Source organism: Flammeovirgaceae bacterium SG7u.111, from assembly GCA_034044135.1.
Taxonomy (GTDB): Bacteria; Bacteroidota; Bacteroidia; order Cytophagales; family Flammeovirgaceae.
On sequence record CP139021.1, the window covers coordinates 2954243 to 2974554 of the forward strand.

General features: G+C 39.7%; 15 protein-coding genes. 9 read left to right on the plus strand and 6 right to left on the minus strand.

The window, feature by feature from the left end; translation table 11 throughout:
• Positions 1-21 precede the first annotated feature (21 nt).
• From pelA to R9C00_11440, 3 genes are all read right to left on the minus strand, one after another.
• Positions 22-1155, minus strand: coding sequence for a pectate lyase (gene pelA / locus R9C00_11430; protein ID WPO38063.1), 1134 nt, complete (start codon positions 1153-1155; stop codon positions 22-24).
• Positions 1156-1359: 204 nt separating this feature from the next.
• Complete coding sequence (locus R9C00_11435) at positions 1360-1902, minus strand: hypothetical protein (protein WPO38064.1); 543 nt, start codon at positions 1900-1902, stop codon at positions 1360-1362.
• Between the two features lie 47 nt (positions 1903-1949).
• A complete protein-coding gene (locus R9C00_11440; GenBank protein ID WPO38065.1) occupies positions 1950-3002 on the minus strand; it encodes an OmpA family protein in 1053 nt (350 codons plus the stop codon).
• 311 nt (positions 3003-3313) lie between these two features.
• Here R9C00_11440 and R9C00_11445 point away from each other — a divergent pair, with 311 nt between their 5' ends.
• The 4 genes from R9C00_11445 to rsmI all read left to right on the plus strand — a co-directional run bounded on the left by R9C00_11445 (position 3314) and on the right by rsmI (position 7204).
• Positions 3314-4303: a MoxR family ATPase gene (locus R9C00_11445; GenBank protein WPO38066.1), complete on the plus strand. Its 990-nt coding sequence runs from the start codon at positions 3314-3316 to the stop codon at positions 4301-4303.
• A 304-nt stretch (positions 4304-4607) separates the two neighbouring features.
• The gene (locus R9C00_11450) at positions 4608-5348 is read left to right on the plus strand and encodes a hypothetical protein (protein ID WPO38067.1); all 741 of its coding nucleotides are present in this window, start codon (positions 4608-4610) and stop codon (positions 5346-5348) included.
• A gap of 307 nt (positions 5349-5655) precedes the next feature.
• The gene (locus R9C00_11455; protein WPO38068.1) at positions 5656-6435 is read left to right on the plus strand and encodes a hypothetical protein; all 780 of its coding nucleotides are present in this window, start codon (positions 5656-5658) and stop codon (positions 6433-6435) included.
• An 82-nt stretch (positions 6436-6517) separates the two neighbouring features.
• Positions 6518-7204 carry a 16S rRNA (cytidine(1402)-2'-O)-methyltransferase gene (gene rsmI, locus R9C00_11460; protein ID WPO38069.1) on the plus strand — a complete coding sequence of 229 codons (687 nt, stop codon included), beginning with the start codon at positions 6518-6520 and terminating at the stop codon, positions 7202-7204.
• Between the two features lie 89 nt (positions 7205-7293).
• On the opposite strand, the gene R9C00_11465 is transcribed toward rsmI, so the two are convergent.
• Entirely contained in the window at positions 7294-8100 is an 807-nt protein-coding gene (locus R9C00_11465) for a universal stress protein (GenBank protein ID WPO38070.1), read from the minus strand.
• A gap of 715 nt (positions 8101-8815) precedes the next feature.
• Here R9C00_11465 and R9C00_11470 point away from each other — a divergent pair.
• The 3 genes from R9C00_11470 (at position 8816) to R9C00_11480 (ending at position 14085) form a co-directional block, all read left to right on the plus strand.
• A complete protein-coding gene (locus R9C00_11470) occupies positions 8816-11596 on the plus strand; it encodes an ATP-binding protein (GenBank protein ID WPO38071.1) in 2781 nt (926 codons plus the stop codon).
• 204 nt (positions 11597-11800) lie between these two features.
• The gene (locus R9C00_11475) at positions 11801-13108 is read left to right on the plus strand and encodes a hypothetical protein (protein ID WPO38072.1); all 1308 of its coding nucleotides are present in this window, start codon (positions 11801-11803) and stop codon (positions 13106-13108) included.
• Positions 13109-13119: 11 nt separating this feature from the next.
• The gene (locus R9C00_11480) at positions 13120-14085 is read left to right on the plus strand and encodes a calcium/sodium antiporter (protein WPO38073.1); all 966 of its coding nucleotides are present in this window, start codon (positions 13120-13122) and stop codon (positions 14083-14085) included.
• 6 nt (positions 14086-14091) lie between these two features.
• On the opposite strand, the gene R9C00_11485 is transcribed toward R9C00_11480, so the two are convergent.
• Complete coding sequence (locus R9C00_11485; protein ID WPO38074.1) at positions 14092-15384, minus strand: Gfo/Idh/MocA family oxidoreductase; 1293 nt, start codon at positions 15382-15384, stop codon at positions 14092-14094.
• Between the two features lie 96 nt (positions 15385-15480).
• Between R9C00_11485 and bstA the strand changes: the two genes are divergently transcribed.
• Together bstA and R9C00_11495 are read left to right on the plus strand one after the other, a co-directional pair.
• Complete coding sequence (gene bstA, locus R9C00_11490) at positions 15481-16023, plus strand: bacillithiol transferase BstA (GenBank protein WPO38075.1); 543 nt, start codon at positions 15481-15483, stop codon at positions 16021-16023.
• A gap of 368 nt (positions 16024-16391) precedes the next feature.
• On the plus strand, positions 16392-18203 hold the full coding sequence (locus R9C00_11495) for a SpoIIE family protein phosphatase (GenBank protein WPO38076.1): 1812 nt from the start codon (positions 16392-16394) through the stop codon (positions 18201-18203).
• Between the two features lie 63 nt (positions 18204-18266).
• Here the strand turns inward: R9C00_11495 and R9C00_11500 are convergent, their stop codons facing one another.
• The gene (locus R9C00_11500) at positions 18267-20144 is read right to left on the minus strand and encodes a potassium transporter TrkG (GenBank protein ID WPO38077.1); all 1878 of its coding nucleotides are present in this window, start codon (positions 20142-20144) and stop codon (positions 18267-18269) included.
• Positions 20145-20312: the final 168 nt, after the last annotated feature.

The following is a 20312-nucleotide window of genomic DNA, read 5'->3' on the forward strand; positions in this document are numbered from 1 at the left end:
TTTTTTTTATTCCGTAACGAGTTATATTTTATACTTTTCCGCCCATTTCGGATAGTCTTTTTCCACTAGTTTTTCAGGCCACCTACCATAATAGCTGTATCCTCCTCGGCGCTCTTGTTCAATCTCCTTTAGGGCATAATGGGTCACTTTATCACGCCCAACAAAAATGGGTCGGTTACTTTCGATCTCATAAAAGCGTGCTAAAAGTGGGGCTGCATTTGGATCTTCTTCTATCCAGCCGTCTTTCTCGCCATTTGAATCCAATCCTCTTTCGTATTTCAGCCCGGTAATTTTCGATTTCTCAAACCATTGAACAGCCGCATCTATTGCAGCAATCATTTTTGGACTTGGGTTATCTATTGTCAAAAGAAACTTCACGATTGTTACACTTTCTGCTCCAGAAATTGACGGGGGCTCGAAGTTTCTGGCCCATACAGGCTCAAACGTATTTTCATCATGTTGGGCACACCAAGCGGTGAGCGTTCCATCAACTTTTATTTGTGTTTGAAGGATGCAATCAATCCCTTTTTTTACCGCAGCTATTGCAGCATTTTTCTTTTCAATAGCCACAAAACCGTAGGGCGCTTTACCTTCTGCAATGTCTTGTAGCAAGAACATTACATTCATCATGGCATTGTCGTTATAGGTGATTTCCGAATAGTAGCCTTTCTTACGAAGGGGGTAAAACTGAGGCCAACCGCCGTTGGGGTATTGTGCCGCCAGTAGGTAATCGAGCCCATGAGTAAATGCAGCCTTGTATTTTTCTTCTTCAGTAGCCTGCGCCATTTTAGCAAGGAAAATCATCGGTGTAGAGGTTGCCCCGTTGTCTATCGTGTTTGCGCTTTTTCCTGTTTTGATTTTTTCTAACTCTTCACCCGATGGGAGTTTGTCGGCGAAGTCGGTGTTCTTTGGCCATGCTCCCAAGCTGCTTTGGTAAAGCAGGAGCTTGTCGGCAAGTTCCCGAGCTTCTTCAGTACCATACCATTCAGGATTTTTCCTTAAATAAGATTTGCCCCACTTTTCTTTTGTTTCGGCTTTTGCAGCAGCTGCTTCAGGCGCGTCTTCCTTTTTTTGGCAAGAAGAGCTTAGTAGCGTAAAAGCAATTACAAAAAGTGAAATAGAAGTCTTGATAATTTGGTGAGATGTCATTTTCATATTTCTGTTGAGTTTGGTTAGCTATACCGCTAGAAAATTCAATTTCGTGGTGGCATATACAGAACAAAAACAAAGTTTTTTGTTCTGGGATAAATGTAGTAAATAAATGTATAAAATACGTCTATTTGTTCTTTACACTTGTTTAAGAAAGATTTTTTGGATAAGTACAAACCAATATATCGGATATCAACTGAGGAATCTCTCTTAAGGCTCAAACCCAATGATGTTGTCTGCCATCGTAAACCAGTCATTTTTATCATGAAAGGTAATGGTTAGTTCAGTCTTCTTAAAGATTACTTCATAAATGCTTTTGTTTTCAAAGCCTTCGGCTAATAACCCGATTAATTTTGTAGGGAATGGGTGGCTTCTGTTGTTGCCAATAAACCTATAGACCTTTGTTTTATTATCAAGCTTTTTGTGAGAAGAAAATAAATCAAAGAGCTTTGGTTTTCGGATATGAAAATCCTCACATGCAATATTATTAATTCTAGTTTCGAACTTCAGGAATTCTACGACTATAGATTTGCCATGCCCAGTATTTGTTTGAGTTGATTTCCTGACTTCGATATTCCATGAATAATGACTCTTGACCTCAGTCTTAAGACCAAAACTCCAAGCATTGTATTTTCCTCTGATAGTTCCGCCTTTTTCCAGTACAAATCTCTCCCAATCTGTACAAATTTTTTGATTCGCCAAGTAAAAAGGAGAGTCCAGTTCGGCATTAGTTGCATGGGATTCTATGGGCATAAGATAAGGCTTTAAAAGCAAAATTTGTATAAAACTAAATAGTTGGATTACTCCAAAAAGCCCATCACCGTAAGTTCGATCCTACGGTTTTGCTCGTGCATGCTTGCCCCGCACTTCACGCCGTTTGCACAGCCATTGAGCAGCTTGGTTTCTCCATATCCTTTTGGAATTAGCTGGGCAGGGTTTATCCCTTTCGACACTAGATATAGCACGGCGGCTTCTGCCCGCTTTTGGCTTAAAATCATGTTGTACTCGTCTTCGCCCCGTGAGTCGAGGTGGCAGGAAAGCTCAAACTGGACGCCGGGGTTTTGCAGTATCAGCTCGAAGAGTTCCTCTAGGTTTTTGGCGCCTTCTTCGGTAATCCGTGCTTCGTTCACTTCAAAATGTCCTTTTACCTGAGTAGTCTGTCCTTTTTTCACCTCTTCCATCAATATTTCCCTCATCACAGTTGGGTCTTCCGTTTGTTGGGTAGAAAAAGTATCGACCTTACTAAAAAAATATTTTTTCTTATACCCCACAAGGGTGTAATTGCTATTGGGCGATACTGAGAAAAAGCATTCACCTTTTGCATTGGTAATGCCCTTGAGCATGGCATGGGTTTCAAGGTCGGTGAGAATTGTGTTTACATTGGACAGCCTCGTTTTCCCAAACTTGTCTCTAAAAGTGCCTATCAAAAGTATGTTGTCGTCTTTTTCTGCTTCAAGGCTAATGGCTATTGCCTGCCCTGTAGCCACATTTTTTTTCTGCATGGGGTAGGGCGTAGCTTTGTACCCTTCTGCTATCAACCTAATTTGATATTCGCTATCTCCATAAAGCAAAAAGGAAAAATCGCCAGTGGAGTTGAGTTCTTTTTGGTATTCGGGGGCATCCAGCTCCAAAGCCATCACATTTCCCGCACCATCTCTTTCTACTTTATAAGCAAGGACTACGGCTCGGACTTTCTTCAGGTTTTTAATACCTGAAACTTTGCCATTTACAGTGTAGGGGTTGCGGTCTTGTTCGGTTGGATGTAGAGCTATATTTTCCACTTTTTCTGCCCTAGCTAAAAAAGTGGGGTACATAAGCCATAAAAAAATACAAATCTTGCCTAAAGCTTTCATTGTTGTTGCAAACTGATTCTTGGAATGTTTAGATAGTTTAATTGGAATAGTTACAAAAATATAACCCATTTTGGTCATAAGGCAAAGGAAGTCATTATTTTAGCGCAAGTGATGCAAAACTAAGGAAGAATTGGGCTGTAAGTCAAGGCTTTTGGCTAGAGTGTTAAAATTTGTAAAATTTTATGCTCTCCACAGGGTAAAGCGTAAATTTCGGCTCGATTTGAAAGAAACCAAATTGCATTTGGTGAATTGAGGTATTAGTTCATCTCGATTTTTAGATAATACATAGAAACCATATAACTAGTTAGGAAATGAGCGAAAACGCTGGGCTTAACAATATTGAAGAATTACAAGAGAAAATTAACGAGGTTCGTGCCGAGGTAGGAAAGATAGTAGTGGGACAGGGGTACATGGTAGACCGACTGCTAATAGGCTTGTTCACCAATGGCCATATCCTCTTGGAAGGTGTGCCGGGTCTTGCCAAAACCTTGACTGTAAATACTCTTTCGGATGTGTTGCAGACGGATTTCCAACGTATCCAATTTACTCCCGACCTGTTGCCTGCCGACCTCATAGGTACGATGATCTACAACCAGCGTGAGGGGAAATTTGAAGTGAAGAAAGGTCCTATATTTTCTAACCTTATCCTTGCCGATGAGGTGAACCGTTCTCCTGCCAAAGTGCAATCCGCTTTGCTTGAGGCTATGCAGGAAAAGCAAGTGACCATTGGAGAAACTACCTATAAGCTGGACAAACCTTTCTTGGTGTTGGCTACACAAAACCCTGTAGAGCAGGAAGGTACGTATCCATTGCCTGAAGCACAGGTTGACCGTTTTATGCTTAAAATCTTTGTTGATTACCCTTCTAAAGAAGATGAGCTAGAAGTGATGAAAAGGATGTCAAATATGTCCTTCGATTCTAAAGTGAACGTGTTGCTTTCCAAAGAAGATATTTTCACTATCCGCGATGCCGTGAATGCGATCACTATTTCGGATGAACTAGAGAAGTATATCATCGACTTGGTGTTTGCCACTCGTTTTCCTAAGGAAAATGGGTTGGAGGAAATTGCCGATTACATCCAGTTTGGTGCATCTCCTAGGGCGAGTATCAACTTGCACCGAGCAGCAAAAGCCATTGCTTTCTTAGATGGAAGGGAATATGTGCTCCCTGAAGATATAAAGGAAATAGCCTACGATGTGCTCAACCATAGGATCATCCTCAACTACGAGGCTGAAGCCGATGGCATCACTGAAAGGTTCGTGATCGATACTATTCTTAAGAAGTTAAATATCAATAGATAAGAGTTTAGATTATACTTTTTGAGCCCTTGAACTCACCAGTTCAAGGGCTTTTTTTATTGTTTTGCGTAATACCATTAAATCTTATTAAGAAGTCTGGCGCTGATTACACAATATGGAGAACAATTTTTGCATCTTTTCTCTTTATACTTGTAAAAGAATTAACACCTTAGGCTGAAATCTCTATTTTGGTCATTACTCCAATCTTTTTGCTTACTTTAAGCAAAATCCTAGCATAGACAGCTACTGTCTATTTATTTAGAAGTCAGGAAATAGCCACCTATTCCACTACCAATTTAACTATGCTATGAATAAAATTTCCCTATTGTCAATATTGCTTTTTTTGCTGTTCGTTTCTTTTGCGAGTGGTCAAGAGCGTTACAAAAAAATTCCATGGTATTATTGGAAAGAACCTGTAAAACTACCAAAGGTAACAAGGTATGGCAAGCCATATAAGTCTGTGAAAGTTGCATCTTTTAGAAATTTGGGCAGCTCAAATGGCATTTCATTAATGGCTAATTATGAGAGTTTGGGAGGCAGCCTTGGTGTGATTTGGCATGCCGGTATCGGATTGAATGGTAGTTATATTATAAAAAGAGACAGGAACATTTATTCTGCATCAGTTGGCTGGAATAAGTTTAAACCTATCGATGAGTCTTATGCTAACTTGGTAGCATATACAGGAGATGCCAAGTTTTACGGAGAGTATAATGTGATACCCGTTTTGGTAGGGTACGCTTTTGAACTCCCTCTTAGAGAAAGCGGTTTTTCATTATTGCCTGGGATAGATGCAGGGTTGCGTTTTTCTAACTATAGCTATTCAACAGGAACAGAGTTGGGTGATGAGACGGGGAATGTGAGTGAAAGTCAGTTTACCCTAGCTCCAAAGCTTGAACTAGAGTATCATATCACTGGAAATTTGAGTATTACGGCTAGGTCGAGATATAATGTCTTTTTTAGTCGTGATAAAAATACGGAATTTTTGACCGGTACTAGGAATACACGTAAAACCCTTACTAACGGTTTAGGATTGGTTTTTTACTTCTAATAGAAATACGAAAGAACGAGGAGCCCTTGGAGTGTATGCTTCAAGGGCTTTTTTTATTGCTTTATACAAAGGCTATTATGCTTTATTAAGAAATGATCTGCTTATTTGTAATGTGGAAAATAAGATTTGCACTTTTTTTATCTATACTTGTAAAACAATCAACTCAACAACAAAAGGTCTTTACTTGATCTTTTTCTCCAATCTTTTTACTTCTTCCAAAAGTAAAAACCTAGCACAGATACTAGCCAGGCTATACTTCGCTTAGTGAGGTATCGGTCTTTTTTTTCAACTACAATCTAACTGTGCTATGAACAAAATTTATCTATTATCATTTTCGGTTTTTTTGCTATTTACCTCACTTGCCAATGGTCAGGAACGCTACCAAAAAGCACCGATATATTATCGGCAAGACAGACCCAAAATGTATAAGCAAACTAGGTATGGAAAGCCTTACAAATCTGTTAAAAGTAGTGCTTTTAAAAATTTGGGGAACACGAATGGGTTTTCCCTTATGGCTAACTATGAGGGTTTTACAGGCGGGTTAGGTCTGATTTGGGGCGCAAATGTCGGGTTGAATGGTGCTTATATTTTGAAGAGAGACAGAAATGTGTTTTCTGTTTCTGTAGGTTGGTATAAATTCAAGCCCTTAAGCGAATATTTTGCTAGTGTTGGTGGGTTCGATGAATATGATTTCGACTTTGATTTTAATGGAACGGGAAGTGGTGGATCAAAGTCATATGGCAAGTACAATTTGATTCCTGTTCTTGTAGGATACGCATATGAAATACCTCTTGGGAAAAGTGGTTTGTCTTTATTGCCTGGGCTTGATGGCGGTATCCGTTTCGCAAGCTACAGTTATACAAAAGGAGAAGGGGATGAGGAAGAAGTTTTTCGAGTAAGCCAAAGCCAATTTACTTTAGCCCCAAAGTTTGAAATGGAATACCATATAACTGGTAATTTTAGTATTACCGCAAGGTCGAGGTATAACATTTTTTTTAGTGATGATGAAAATACAGAATCTTTGGTCAATTCCAGTAATACACGTTTGTCTGTTACGAATGGGATAGGAGTGGTTTTTTATTTTTAAAAAATAATAATATGGCTTGCTGAACCCTTGAAGCTATGGCTTCAAGGGCTTTTTATTTGTAGTTTTGCGCCCTCAGAAAAAAATGAAACCCATGGAACCTACCAACTTATATATCGTACCTACGCCTATTGGCAACCTCGAAGACATCACGCTGCGAGCACTGAGAATACTGAAGGAAGTAGACTTGATTTTGGCAGAGGATACTCGTAAGTCGGGTATTTTGCTAAAGCATTTTGAGATAAGCTGCCCCATGTTGAGTCACCATGCGCACAACGAGCACCACACTGCCGAAAGGCTGATAGAAAGGATGGAAAAGGGAGAGGTGATGGCTTTGGTTTCGGATGCGGGCACGCCTGTGGTTTCTGATCCGGGGTTTACTTTGGTGAGGAGTTGTGTGGAGGCAGGGCTAAAAGTCGAGTGCCTTCCTGGCGCAACGGCTTTTGTGCCTGCATTGGTCAATTCGGGCCTGCCTGCCGATAAATTTACTTTTGAAGGATTTTTGCCCCACAAAAAAGGAAGACAAACGAGGTTGAAGCTTTTGGCAGAAGAGCCGCGCACCATGATTTTTTATGAATCACCCCATCGCTTGGTTAAGACCCTCCTTCAGTTTGCCGAGTTTATAGACCCAGCACGGAAGGCTTCAGTTTCGAGAGAGTTGAGCAAATTGCATGAGGAAAATGCGAGGGGAACGGTCACTGAATTGGCGCAGCATTTTTCTGAGAAGACAGTGAAAGGAGAAATCGTGATCGTATTGGAAGGAAAGAGGTAGCGTTCAAATTTACAACTTTAGAGCGTTTATGCCTTTGAGATAAAAAAAGACCGCTGAAAGCGGCCTTTTATACTAAAAAACAGTTCAGTTTACATGTGGAAAGTAAGAATTGGTTCCTCTAGGTGATTCACCACTTCTTCGGCAATGCTAGCGTGGAGCCATCTTTTCAACCCTGTACGCTGGTGGGTACCCATCGCCAATAGGTCGATTTTTTCTTCGTGTACAAAATTAGTAAGCCCATCAGTGATGTTGTAATCTTCTATTACATGAAACTTTGGGCTTTCAAAACCGTGGATGGCGGCAAAGGCATCCATCATGTTCAAGATTTTTCCTCGTTTTTCATTTTTTTCTGGGTGGCAAATTTCCACGAAATGAACTTGGGCATGAAGGAGTTTTTTTAGCTCAAGTACTGCTTTCACGTTTACATCAAATTCATGTTCAAAATCTCCTGCAAGGGCAATGTTTTTGATGCTTTCTAATTCGGCTATCTCCTTTTTGATTACCAAAGTTGGCACAGGTGAGTGGCGTACGATTTGTTCTGCATGTGAGCCAAAAAGCGTTTCGTTTATTCCTTCGGCACCATGGGATGCCATCACTACAAAATCTATGTTGTTTTTCTTTATATACTCTTTCACATCTTTCCGCAGCCTGCCAAGGGTTACGAACGAGTGGATTGGGCGTTTGTCGAATTGAAGCACAAAATTCATCATCATATCGTATGCTTCTTTGAGTGCCAGCTCGGTGAGCTCGAAGCCGCCTTCGTCAAATTGTACAGGGGAATTGACCACATTTAGCAAATGGACTTCTCCATTCTCCATGTCAGCCAGCTTTTGGGCAAACCTCACGCCTATGGCGGATAGTTCGGTAAAGTCGGTAGGGACTAATATGCGTTTCATTTTCTTATTTTTTAGTGTTGTGTATGGTCTTTTATGAAGGCTGCTTTTGGCCGGGAGATGACAAAGTCCTTCATTTAGTTTAACGAGAATAAGAGGTGGTAAGGTTCTGAAAATGGGTGATTTGTTTGAAGTGAAGTGCCCTGTTTTTCAGAAAGAATTGACAGTAATATGTGATGAAAAACACCTTTGTTTTTTAAGTGTGTTTTTTGTGTATTACAAGCTTCTTTTTTTTGAAAAGGTATGCATGTATGCCTATTAATAAAAAATCTCAAAGAAATGCAGGTTTTTATATTTAAAATACAATTTTCTTCAAGCATTAGCTTTTTTTATTTCTTCTGTGTAACTTGTTAAGCAAAGCAAATGATTACGTAGATTTTATGCTGTAAATGATTTAAAACCAGATTAATAGCACTTCCTTATAAATATCTTGTACTACACCACACTTGCAAATTAACCAGAGTTAGGGTGTTTGTTTAGTGAGAAACTATACGATATCCTCCAAGTTCCAGCTGTTTATTTTATCATTCAAATTGCAGGTTTGAAGACTAAACTATTTTATTTTCAAATTAGAGTTGAGGTCAGCTTACTTTTTGTAAAGTGACTTATTACTTATTTAGATTTTCGCCTTTGGTTGGATGTTATATTGCTTGGGGCAAAGGGGTAGTAACTTGGTTTTATTCGGAATAGAGTAATAAATTTAATTAGTGGGCTAATTATGGAAAATGAGTTTTTTGGGAATGATATAATCAATGTAGCCCAGAAAGGTATGTCTCATGGTTTACCAATTGTTCATTTTCATACCAAGGAAATGGATTATTCGGTACGAGTTAAATATTTGGGTAACCGGACATTTTTTGTTACTCAAAAGGGAAAGTTTCGGATTTCGTTGTTATTACAGCATATTCAAAAGCTGAAGGAAACATTTCATAACCTTGGTAAAGATCGCGGATCGAAACGGTTGTTTTTATGTGTAGATTTCGCAAGATGCACCGGTTCTGATAAAGAATCGAGAAAGTTTTTGAAGGAATATTTTGAGGGATGGTTTGAAGGAGGTCTGGTTGTTGCAATAGCATTAGTGGGCCCACCGCCCATGGTGAAGACCATTGCAGGTCTTTCCAACCTAAAAAACTCGAAAATTCGATACACATTCCACGAAAATATGGACGAGGCGATTAATTATATTAATTCATTGAGGACAGGTATGGCCGGCAAATCGATAGAAAATACTGCATATAGCGAAGACTGGGGGCTGAGGACTCATATCTACAGTAATGGTAAGAAACTGAATATTCAGCACAGCCCTGGATGGAGCCTTTCTCACGATATGAGTGCTTTTACCGCTTTTGCTTACCTCATTCGTGGTGATGTGTTGCTCATGAAGCTTCATGGTGATATGAAGCCTGAGCACGTGCAAGATGTGTACAGGCTCAGTAGGTCTATTTTGAATTTTTCTAGAAAATCAAAAATCTATATGGTTTTGGATATCTCTGAGGTGCCTAATTTCACCTTTGGAGTACGTAAGGAGTTCGAGAAGTTTGAAGAGGTTTATAGTAAATATTGGTTGAAGACTATCATGGTTCTTTCACCAATTGGAAATACACTCATGTCGCTTTATCAACTATTCCGCCCTACATGGGCAGATAGGATAGTGGCAGTAAAATCGTTGCACCAAGGACTGGAAGCATGTTCTCAAGAACCAAGGGAAGAGGAGGTTACCCTTCCGCCAGAAAAGAATGATTTGCTAGAGAAGGCTCACAATGCTTCTCGTGAAGAGCTGTTGGATATGTATGAGAATTTGCTCAGTGAAAAGCAGGAGGAAGAAGCATTTCATCGCCACCGAATGTCAGAACTTTTCGAGGTGATAGGGCAAACTACTTGGATGCCTGATTTCAGGCCTGTTTCTAAAAATATTTCTGAAGACGACCCTTATTATGAGTTGTTTAGTGCGGCATATTTGTTACAGCACGATCTGTACGAAATATTGAGCGAGCGGGAAAAAGAAAACAAAGTACTTGAGAGAAATATAGAGGCGCACCATGCGGAGCTAGTTAATAATGAAAATGCTCTTAGAAGCATTTTGGAAAATAACGATGATGCTATTTGGCTTATTGACGGGAATTATAAGTTGGTAGATTTCAATCATAATTTCACAAAGCTTTTTTTAGATCTTTTTGGTATAGCGCCCAAAGTTGGTGGGGATGTGCTGATGTTCACTACTGAAAAAGAGAAGAGACAAAAGTTTTGGAAAGAGAAATATGAAAAAGCCTTAAAAGGAGAGCCTGAATTGTTTCAGGTAAGAGGGGGGCATGGCAAGCCTCCAGTTCTTGATATTCGAATTTTCCCAGTAGAAGAAAATGGGGAGTTTACACGTTTGGCTTGTTTTTCAAAGGATATTACTGCACAAGTTCATGCCGAGGAACAATTGAAGAAAAGCCGTAGACAGCTCCAGCTATTGTTAGAACAAATCCCTGCCATTCTTTTCACCTTTGATAGCGAGCTTAACGTAGCTTCTATGATGGGTAAAGGCTTGGAGAACTTGAGCTTGAAGCCAAACCAGATGGCAGGACAACACCTTGAGGAATTCAATCAACAATTTGGACCAGATGATACTATTTTGGAGGCTCATCAGAATGGTTTAAGAGGTATTTCGGGTAAGTACGAGCTTTCTTTTGCCAATAGAAATTACCTTTCGTATGTAGAACCACTTTACGAAGGCAGGGCTCAAAAAGTGACGGGTGTTCTGAATTTAAGTATAGATATTACCGATATCAAGAAATCGGAAGAGCGTTTGAAGCTCCAGAATGATGAACTGAAAAAAGTAAATAGGGAGCTAGACCAGTTTGTCTATAGTGTGTCGCATGATTTACGTGCACCTTTGGCTTCAGTTTCGGGTCTTATTTCTCTTGCCCTAGATTCTGAAAAACTTGACGAAATTCAGGAATACCTTCAACTTCAGGAAAAAAGTGTTTCTAGGTTGGATGCTTTTATAAAGGAAATCATAAACCTTTCGAGAAACTCGCGAATGGAGATTGAGAGTGAGGAAGTTGATTTTCAAAAAATGATTGATGAAATCTATGAAAATCAGGCCTTTAGTGAAGATGCTAAAAATGTAAATAAGCTGGTGAACATTTCACAAAAGGCACCATTTTATTCTGATAGTAGGCGTATAAAGGTAGCAGTTGGCAATCTGATTTCCAATGCGATACGCTATTCTATGCCCGAAAGAGGAGATGCTGAGGTGAAGGTGAGCATAATGGTAGATGACAAAAAAGCAGCGATTAGGGTAAAGGATAATGGAATTGGAATAGAGTCTCAATATATGGGTAAGATTTTTAACATGTTTTATAGGGCTACGCAGCGTAAAAGCGGCTCAGGTTTAGGTCTTTATATTGTACAAGAGACCATGAGCAAGCTTGATGGATCAATAGACGTGACTTCAGAGCTAGGTAAAGGTTCTGAATTTGTCTTGATCATTCCTAATAGAAAGGCTAAGTAGAAATGAGAAAAATGACTTTTGAAAAGGCTGTTTTAATCTAATTAAAGCAGCCTTTTTTAGTTAGATGTAATCCCACCTTCTTTGAAGTAACTCAAACAAGTTTCCATTACTTTTATTCTTTTGTTTTGCATCAGCCATATCTTTTTTTGAAATTTGATTGATTACCCTCATTTTTAGGTTTAAGCTTTATTGAACCAATAGTGTATGTGGAAATTTGTATTTTTTGTAAGCTGTTTCCTTCTCTTTTCGTGCGATAAAAAATCTGACAACGGAAAACGACAAGTAAAGGAAGAGAAGGTAGGGGTATCTATTGGTACTTCCAATCAAAAACCTGCCTATTGGGAGGTAAATGGGAAAGCAACTTTACTGGTTGGAGGTGGGTTTGTGAAGAAATTTTCTAGTCCAGTGGTACTTGAGTCCGATTTAGATTCTCTGGTAAATATGGGTTGTAACTTTGTGACTCTCTCTCTAGGCGAAAAGGATTTTGGCGGTGAAAAACCATTTCAGGTCTCAGATACGGGGAAATATAATCTTGACGCTTGGAACGAACGCTACTGGCACTGGTTTGAGTATTTTTTGTTTCAATGCAGTGAAAGGGGAATCGTGGTTCAGCTTGAAATATGGCCTGAGGATTTTACAGAATGGGGAAAAAGCCCTTTTAACCCTCGCAATACAATCAATTTTACAGAAGAAGAAAGTAATCTGATTTCAGGGTTTCATCTACAAGGAGAGTCGCCTGAATCTCAGAAGGTAAAAGCGTATTTGGAGCAATATGTGTTAAAGCTGCTGAATATCACTCTTAAAAGTCAGAATGTGATTTTTACAGTGGGAAACGGCAATTCCTCCATTGAAATTTGGGAAAGCCATTGGGAGTCGTTTATCCGTCATAACTCCCAAGACAATTTTCATGAAGCATTTGTAGATGGAACCGATTTTATAGATGTTTCGCAGCTGGGCAAAGAAAATGGCGAGCAGCATTACTTGGCTATTTTAGAGGTAAAAGAGAAGTTGGAGAATGTCAAGCCGATTAATGCAAGTGCAATATATGGAGGGATCGACCTCAACGAGTGGGGAGGTATAGAAGATGGACCAGAGCGATTTTGGAAAAATATTTTTGCGGGGACAGCTGCAGTTCATTTTCACAAAGAGCCATTAGGCGCAGGGGTCAATGATTTGGCTCGGTTTAACATCGCTAGTTTACGAAGTCTAGAAGATAAGTTTCCTATTATCTCATCGCAACCGAAAAACGAATTGCTTTTAGAACGAAGTCCAAATGAAGCCTTTTGTTTGTCGGCAAATGAACACTTATATGCGTTGTATTATCCTGGCTGTGGACAGGTAAAGCTTGATTTGCAAGGCTATGAAGGGAAGGTTGCCGTCAGTTGGTTGAACCTGTTGGATAATGTATGGGATGCTGAATTTATAATGCAAACCGAAGAAGGTAAAATTGAATTGCGCTCTCCTTGTGAAAGTAAATGGGTGGTGGTAGTACAGCCAACTGTTGAACAATAAACTGGATTTACGTGAATATTTATTTACATATACTTCTTCTTGGATTTGGATTTGGGCTTTTGATAAAAGGAGCTTCCATTTTGATAGATGGGGCAATAATACTTTCACGAAAGCGGGGATACTCTGAGTTTTTCATTGGACTTACGGTGGTCTCTTTTGGGACGTCCCTGCCTGAGCTCATTGTAAACACCATCGCTTCTTATAGCGCTTACGACGAGATGGTTTATTCCAACCTGATAGGAAGCAATATTTTCAATATGTTTATGGTGTTGGGGTTGGTGGGGCTTGTTTACCCTATCGTTATTCGTAAGCAAACCATTTGGCGGGAAGTGCCTTTTTTGGCTTTCGCCACAGTGCTGATTTTTATATTGTCTAATGATGTTCTGCTCAGAGATGAAGAAAAGGACGTGCTTTCTCGTCTCGATGCCATCATTCTACTGATTGCCTTTGTGCTTTTTTTAGCCATAGCTTATCTCAATTTAGGGGCAGTACGGAAAGAGATGATTTCAGACAGATATTTTCTTCCTGGGTGGAAAATATTTTTATACATAGCTGGAGGTTCGGTTGCTGCTGCTATTGGCGGTGAGCTGATTGTAAGTGAGGCAAGTCACATAGCTAAATACTATGAAATAAGTACGAGGCTGTTTTCAATTACAGTGATAGCTACCATCACCACCTTGCCCGAGTTGGCGACTTCGGTAGTGGCGGTAACCAGAAAAAGATCAGGTATTGCCTTGGGCAACGTGATTGGCTCCAATACCTTTAACTTCCTGTTTGTATTGCCAGTGAGTAGTTTGGTGCACGAGACTTCGTATAAAAGAGCTCTGAACTTCGACCTGAACTTCTTCCTTTTTGGAACTATCCTCTTGTTCCTAAGTATGTTTGCGGGAAAGAGGAGGAAGCTCGACCGTTGGGGCGCATTTATCTTCCTCGTCTTTTTTTGTGCCTATGTATATTTTGTGTTTATAAGAATGTGATGCGGTTTATACTTTAGGATATTCCCAAGGGATTCGGTATTCTCTGCTAAGTAATTTGTTTGCTTCTTCATCACCAATGATCAAATCCTTTTCCCCATCCCAAGTCACGCTTCTGCCTAGTTTGAACGAGAGCATTCCCAGCAGGCTCATATTAGTAGCATAATGTCCCACTTGAATGTCGGCAACGGGCCGGGTTCTGCTTTTGATAGCATGCATAAAATCAGCCCAAAGTTCAGGAATATTGTGCTGGTCTTTTGTATGGAGTACTGGTTCCATATGAATGGTTTCTTCCTTAGGATTCGTTGGGTAAAAAGTCCAACCATCTCGCCAGCCCATGTGGAAAACCCCTTTTGTACCGTAAAAATAAACCCCTATAGCATGCTTTTCGTTTTGATTTCCACCAAATTGCCTATGTTCCCAAGTGGCGGTAAAGCTTTCAAACTCAAAATTTATTATTTGATGGTCGGGGGCGTCAGCTATTCCTTTCATGATCTTTCTTCCCCCCGTAGAATGGACAGCTTTGGGATATTTTTCTTCTGTCCATCCTAGAATTTGGTCGAACCAATGCACGCCCCAATCGCCCGCTTGTCCATTAGCATAATCCAAAAATTGGCGAAACCCTTTTGGGTGGATTTTCTTGTTATAGTTTCGGTAAGGAGCTGGGCCACACCACATATCCCAATTCAATCCATTGGGAGGCTTACTATCCTCTACAAGTTTACTTTCCCTAAAAGGATAATGAACAAACGAACGAACCATGCCTATTTTACCTGCTTTTCCTGATCTTAAAAAATTAATCCCTGCTTTATTGTGAGGGGAGACTTTTCTGTGAAGCCCAACTTGTACTACTCGGTCATTTTCCCTAGCAGCATTTACCATCGCTTTCCCTTCGTTTATGGTATGCCCTATGGGTTTTTCTACATACACATGTGCACCGCTTTCCATAGATGCTATTGCCGGAAGGGCATGCCAATGATCGGGCGTGCCAACTATAACTATCTCAGGCTTTTCTTTTTTGAGTAATTCCCGGTAATCTTCATAGTATGTTGGTCGGTCAGAGGTGAGTGGGTTGAGTATTTCCTTTGCAATGTCAAGTTGGTTTTGGTCTACATCGCAAAGAGCTACCACTTCGCATTCGCCTGAAGCTACCGCAAATGTCAAAATGTTCATTCCCCACCAGCCAGAACCTATGAGGGCAGTTTTGTAGCGCTTAGCTTTACTTTGAAAACCCATAAGGGGTAAGGAGGAGTAAACAATGCTGGCGGCTGTCGTATTGCGGACAAAATCTCTTCTTTTCATATTTTTTGTAGTGATTTTTGGGTTTTGGAATTTTGTTTTCTTGAAGATACTAATAGATTACAAAATCAATTGAGGCAATTCTCTAAACTTAAAAAAATGACTGAAACAGAATTAGAAAGTTATCGTTACCCTATTGGTAGGTTCAAAGCTCCTTTTCCTATTAATGAAGCAATGTTAAAAGGGTACATTGAAACTATTGAAACACTTCCGCAAAAGCTGGAAGAAGCTGTAGAAGATTGGTCTGATGAACAATTGGCAACGCCTTACCGAGAGGGAGGCTGGACCGTGAGGCAAACGATCCATCACATAGCCGATAGCCACTTCAACTCTCAGCAGCGGTTTCGTTTAGCACTTACCGAAGATCGCCCAGCAATAGTCCCTTACATAGAATCGGCTTGGGCTGAGCTACCTGACGCAAAATCAGCGGACATAGCACTTTCACTAACTATTTTAAAGGGGCTGCATGCTCGCTGGACTATTTTACTAAAATCTTTTGGTGAGAAAGAATGGGCTAGGGAATTTATCCACCCTGAGTTCCCACAACCGCTGCGATTAGACACTACTGCTGCTTTATACGATTGGCATTCCCGCCATCATTTGACGCATATCACAAACCTGAAAGATCGCAAAGGTTGGTGACTCAATTATGTTGTTAACTATTCCACTCCGTACTCTGAATTTGTACGGAGCTTTTTTATGCTTAGAAGCTGTTTGGGAATTATATTTAAAAATTGTTATCGCTTATTTTGTATGCATAATTTCGTCAAAAGAAACACATAAGGATTTTGAAGATACATTTCAAAACAGCTTCTAAGTATTAGTTTGGGTGATAGGGTTAGGCTCCACACTTCTGTTAAAAACTTTATAGGTTTCCTCTTTTGGGTTATTTGGTTTTTAGATACAAATATCACATCTGGTTCATCTCTTAATTTCTGGGAAAAGTATAATAGCAAGCGCATATTCGTGTTGTATAGGGGAGATGAATTAACGATTCTTTACTAGACAAAATGTGCATTATCTATATGCGTCCTAATACTATTATGAACCCAATTAATATCAAACTTATAATAAAGCATAGCTTTCTAATTCTGTTGCTTTTCCTACTTGTTACTCAAACTAGGAAAGTTTTTTCCCAAGATCTAGCGTCGGTTAATGGACTAATAGAAAAGGCCAAGAGCCTAAAAGGTAATGGTAAAAGCGATGAGCTGAACCAAGTTCTCATTAAGCTTACGCAGGCATTGTACAACGACGGAAAGTACAATGATGCAATTCTCTACTACGGAGAAATGATCGAGCTTAACAAAGAGATAGGCAATGACAACGCAATTGCCTTTGGGTATTCCCAAATTGCCAATATTCATGCTGAACAAGGTGACTTACCTCAATCCATCGCATCTTACGAAACTGCTATTGCTATCCGAAGGAAAATGCGTGATAATCAGGGCCTTTCAAGCCTACTGCTTACCTTGGGCATTGCTCAAAAAGAAAGTGGTCAAATGGAAGCTGCCATCAAAAATTTGGAAGAAGCACTTGAATTATCACGTTCGCTCAGCAATAAATATGCAGTTACCGATTGTCAAAGGAGCTTGGCGGAAGTGTATGAAAAATTAGGGGATGGTGAAAAAGCTCTTTTCTACCAAAAACAATACACCGATAGTTATAAAATTGAAGAAATAACAGCCCGTCAGGAACTAGAAGAGGAGTTTAATGCGGAAAAGCAACAGAAAGATGCAAAGATTTCCAAGATAAATTCCCAACTAGAAAATACAGCAAACGTAAAAGACCAAGCATTAGAAATAGCCCTTGCTAAGGCAAAAGAAGTTGAATTGCTTGAGGAAAAAAGGAAACTGCAAGAGATGGCCATGAGGGAGCAAGACGCACGCATAGAAAGTAATAACATGATGATCAATGCTTTTATCGGTGGAGGTTCGCTTGTATTAATTCTGTCGGTTATGTTAGGGGTCGGTTATGTACAAATCCTTAAAGCAAAGAAAAATCTTTCATTCAAAAATGAGGAGATTTTAACACAGAGCATCAAGTTGAAATCAGCGTTTGGCGATATAAAATCTTCAATAAACTATGCCAAGAAAATACAAATGGCAATGATGCCTAGTGATAAGGCTATGAATAGTGGCTTTATAGAGTCCTTTGTTTTTTTGAAGCCTAGGGATGTTGTTAGTGGTGACTTCTATTGGCATAGCGAACGAAATGGGAAGGTGATAGTTGCGGCTGTTGATTGTACAGGCCATGGTGTTCCAGGAGCATTTATGTCGATGATAGGAAGTAATATTCTCAATCAGATTGTCAATGAAAGAGGGGTCACTGAACCGGATAAAGTCTTGAACATGCTCAATGAAAGGGTGAAGAAAGCCTTGAATCAAGATGAAACTCGTAATAAAGATGGGATGGATATCGCTCTATGCGTACTCGATCCTAAAGAGAAAACCGTGTCCTATGCTGGTGCAAAAAACCCGTTGGTGTTGGTAACTGGTGATGAGGTAAAGATCATTAAAGGTGATAATATGAGCATAGGGGGGACATGCTTGAAAGGCGATTGTAAGTTTACGGAACACGTGGTGAATATTGATGAAACCACTATGTGCTATATTTATTCAGATGGTTTTCAAGATCAGTTTGGTGGGGCGAAAAAGAAAAAATATATGAGTGTCAATTTTAGAAACTTGCTTAAAAAAGTTTCTATAGAGCCTCTTGAAAAGCAAAATGAACTTCTAAAGAAAGAGTTGATTGATTGGATGCAAGAGGGCAAGGAAGATCAGATTGATGACGTACTGGTCATCGGGTTCAAACTAGAGTTTTAGTGTTTAATAACTTCATAAGATAAGACCTGCTCCTTTTAGAGCAGGTCTTTTTATATAAAAAGGTTATCCTACCATGATGTGGGTCTCTGGATATTGATAAGCATTTGTTGTTACTTTTTTGCTGAGAGCAAGCGCTAAAGTCAACGTGCCTATTCTTCCTATAAACATTGAACATATAATTACTATTTTGCCAGCCGAAGAGAGATTTCCTGTAAGCCCCATACTCAACCCAACGGTAGAGAATGCTGATATTTGTTCAAATACCAAAGAAAGAATAGTAGGGGAGTCTGGAGATCCAGACTCGGTGATTGATAATATAAAAACAGCCAATAAATTGTAAGTTGTGGCAAATACAAAGATGGAAAAAGCCTTTCGGATAATCCCTTCGGGAATTGTTCTTTTGGCAAATTCAATCCTGTCTTTACCTTGGATACTTGAGACTGCTGAAAGGGTCATGAGGAAGAAAGTAGAACTTTTGATCCCCCCCCCTGTAGAGCCTGGTGAAGCCCCTATGAACATCAAGAAGATACACATGATAATAGTTGGGTTTGCTAGCGGAATCCCATCGGACATGCCACCAAAGTTCATGGTGTTGAAACCAGCAGTTCGAGTGGTAACAGATTGGAAAAAGGAAGTATTCAGGGCTTCTATAATGGTTCTGTCGGTCAGTTGATGAAACTCCAAAACCATGAAACCCATAGTTCCTAGAACTAATAAGAAGCCAGTAGAATAAATAGCTATTCGAGTACTTGTTCTCCATTCTCTTTCTGGGTTTTTGAAGATTTTAAAACCTCTTTCGAAAGTAAAAACATCTTCAAATGTCGTGAAGCCCAAGCTGCCTAGCACAATCATGAGTGCGATAATGAAATGGAGCTGATACATATGGCGGATGTCAATATCCACCCCGGTTTTTAGTAGTGAGCCATCAGAAATTGTATTGGTAAAAAGTCCTTCGTTGAATAGGCTGAATCCGGCATTGCAAAAAGCTGAAATGGAATGGAATATGGAGAAGAATACCTTCTGCCCAAAGTCGTCGAATGTAATGGTTTGGTCCCAAGAAAAATAGATGGCAACTGCGCCAAGAAACTCGATGGCTAGGGTGATTATCACAACCCGTTTTAAGAGGGTAGTGGCTGAAACCAAAGATTCGCTGCTGAGCATATCTTGCATCATTGATTGTTGCCGGATTCCCACTCCTTTTATAATGAAGGTGGCAAAAAAGGTGGCAAATGATACTATACCGATTCCCCCCATTTGGAAGAGTAGAAGAATAACCAATTGCCCTTTTAAAGTAAAAAATGTTCCAGTGTCTACTACGGTGAGTCCTGTAACGCAAGATGCGCTTACCGAAGTGAACAGTGCATCGAGAAAAGGCATGCTGCCGCTTTGTTTGGTCATTGCCGGCAAGGTAAGCATACCTGTACCTGTGAGAACTAGCAGAATGAAGCTATATATGAAAGTTGCCGCTGCTTTTAGTTTTAAATCGGAGATCTTTGCGCTTACCTTGGTCAACTCTAGCACAATGAGCGTAATGAGGTAGAAGCTTAAGAAATGTCCAAACAAAAGAGTTGATGATTGAATTCCTAAAAGGCTTTCCAACAGAAAAGGAATAGGTTGGAAGCCTATGAGGTAATTAAGCAAGCCGTTTACCAAGATAAAACCCATTAACCCAGTTTCCAGTCTGTTTTTATTAAAAAAAGCCTTGGTTTTAAGCGAAAAAGCCAAACGGGCGAGGTAGACTCCCAAGTAAATGAAAAAGGGATAGTTGTAGTCTTTGATGATGGCAGCTTTTTCTAGTTCCGTAGAAAGAAAACCATATCGGTAAAAAAGCAAAAGCAGCGAAGCGGTGATATTTAGTGCAGAGATAATCCGCAACACTATCATTGCCTTTGGTCGGTAGTTATAAATGTAATTTTTGAAAAAATCTCCGGGGTTTTCCATCTAGTTCTGTCAGGCTGGATTCAATTGCTGTAGTTATGTTTCTTATATACGAATATGTTTTTTAGATATTGACTTTATGGTCAGGTGAATGTATAAAAAAAGTATTTCTGAATGTTGCAGGGCTGTGTTTTGAAGTTTTTCTGTACTCCTGTAACTTTTGTAATGAAG

Excerpts from the sequence above, each read along its gene's own strand:
- pelA (WPO38063.1), bottom strand. The coding sequence starts at position 1,155 with ATGAAAATGACATCTCACCAAATTATCAAGACTTCTATTTCACTTTTT.
- R9C00_11435 (WPO38064.1), bottom strand. The coding sequence starts at position 1,902 with ATGCCCATAGAATCCCATGCAACTAATGCCGAACTGGACTCTCCTTTT.
- R9C00_11440 (WPO38065.1), bottom strand. The coding sequence starts at position 3,002 with ATGAAAGCTTTAGGCAAGATTTGTATTTTTTTATGGCTTATGTACCCC.
- R9C00_11445 (WPO38066.1), top strand. The coding sequence starts at position 3,314 with ATGAGCGAAAACGCTGGGCTTAACAATATTGAAGAATTACAAGAGAAA.
- R9C00_11450 (WPO38067.1), top strand. The coding sequence starts at position 4,608 with ATGAATAAAATTTCCCTATTGTCAATATTGCTTTTTTTGCTGTTCGTT.
- R9C00_11455 (WPO38068.1), top strand. The coding sequence starts at position 5,656 with ATGAACAAAATTTATCTATTATCATTTTCGGTTTTTTTGCTATTTACC.
- rsmI (WPO38069.1), top strand. The coding sequence starts at position 6,518 with ATGAAACCCATGGAACCTACCAACTTATATATCGTACCTACGCCTATT.
- R9C00_11465 (WPO38070.1), bottom strand. The coding sequence starts at position 8,100 with ATGAAACGCATATTAGTCCCTACCGACTTTACCGAACTATCCGCCATA.
- R9C00_11470 (WPO38071.1), top strand. The coding sequence starts at position 8,816 with ATGGAAAATGAGTTTTTTGGGAATGATATAATCAATGTAGCCCAGAAA.
- R9C00_11475 (WPO38072.1), top strand. The coding sequence starts at position 11,801 with ATGTGGAAATTTGTATTTTTTGTAAGCTGTTTCCTTCTCTTTTCGTGC.
- R9C00_11485 (WPO38074.1), bottom strand. The coding sequence starts at position 15,384 with ATGAAAAGAAGAGATTTTGTCCGCAATACGACAGCCGCCAGCATTGTT.
- bstA (WPO38075.1), top strand. The coding sequence starts at position 15,481 with ATGACTGAAACAGAATTAGAAAGTTATCGTTACCCTATTGGTAGGTTC.
- R9C00_11495 (WPO38076.1), top strand. The coding sequence starts at position 16,392 with ATGTGCATTATCTATATGCGTCCTAATACTATTATGAACCCAATTAAT.
- R9C00_11500 (WPO38077.1), bottom strand. The coding sequence starts at position 20,144 with ATGGAAAACCCCGGAGATTTTTTCAAAAATTACATTTATAACTACCGA.